The following is a 1,250-nucleotide window of genomic DNA, read 5'->3' as shown; positions in this document are numbered from 1 at the left end:
AGGCGGATGTCACCGGGGACGTCCTCGCGAGCGACGACGGCGACCTGGGCCACGGCAGAATGGGCGGCCAACACGGCCTGCACCTCACCCGGCTCGATCCGGAAACCACGGATCTTCACCTGGTCATCGGCACGCCCCAGATACACCAACTGGCCATCGGCGCTCCAGCGAACCCGGTCACCCGTGCGGTACATCCTCCCGCCCTCGGCGAACGGGCAGGCCACGAACCGCTCCGCGGTCAGACCCGCACGCCCCACATACCCGCGCGCCAACTGCACACCCGCCAGGTACAACTCACCCTCGACACCCACCGGCACCGGAGACAGCGAACCATCCAGCACATACACCCGGGTATTGGCCACCGGCCCACCGATCGGCACCACCGCACCATCACTGACAACACAGCGCGCCGCGGTCACGTCGACGGACGCCTCCGTGGGCCCGTACAGGTTGAACAGCGGCACACCCGCCAGCACTTCGACAAACCGGTCCCGCAACGGCCCCGGCAGCGCCTCACCACTGCAGAACACCGCCCGCAACCCGCTGCAGTCGGCAGCCGCCGGCTCACGCAGGAACGTCTCCAGCATCGACGGCACGAAATGCGTCACCGTGACGTTCTCGCCCTGAATCAACTCGACAAGATAGCCGGGCTCCCGATGCCCACCCGGACGGGCAAGCACCAACGCCGCACCCTGCACCAACGGCCAGAAAAACTCCCACACACTGACGTCGAACCCGAACGGCGTCTTCTGCAGCACCCGATCCCCGGCCGACAGGCCGGACAGTTCCTGCATCCACGCCAGCCGGTTCACGATCCCCGCATGCGGCACCACAACGCCCTTGGGACGCCCGGTCGAGCCCGACGTGAAGATCACATACGCCGGATGCGCAGGCAGCACCCCCACCACAGGAGCCAGCGCCGACAGCCCCGCCAACTCCGCCACCACCGCCGGATCGTCCACTGCAACCCGGACCACACCATCCGGCACCACCCCGCTCAGCGCCGTCGTGCTGAGCACACACACCGGCCCGGCATCGGCAAGAACGGCCTCGACACGACCGGCCGGATACTCCGGATCCACCGGCAGATACGCACCACCGGCCTTCACCACCGCCAGCAGCGACACCACCAGCTCCACGCCGCGCTCCATCACCACCGCAACCACCGACTCCGGGCCCACACCACGCCCGATCAGCAACCGCGCCAACCGGTTCGCCCGCGCATCCAACTCCGCATACGACACCTCGAC

General features: G+C 68.3%; 1 protein-coding gene. It reads right to left on the bottom strand.

From position 1 onward, the window contains the following. Positions 1 to 1,250: amino acid adenylation domain-containing protein (locus tag ACZ404_RS36850; RefSeq protein ID WP_468447759.1), on the bottom strand; the 1,250-nt coding region annotated here is incomplete at both ends.

It is taken from the genome of Streptomyces sp. NPDC030798, from assembly GCF_055572275.1.
Note: the sequence above shows the minus strand (reverse complement) of the source record. Positions and strands in the feature narration are given on the sequence as shown.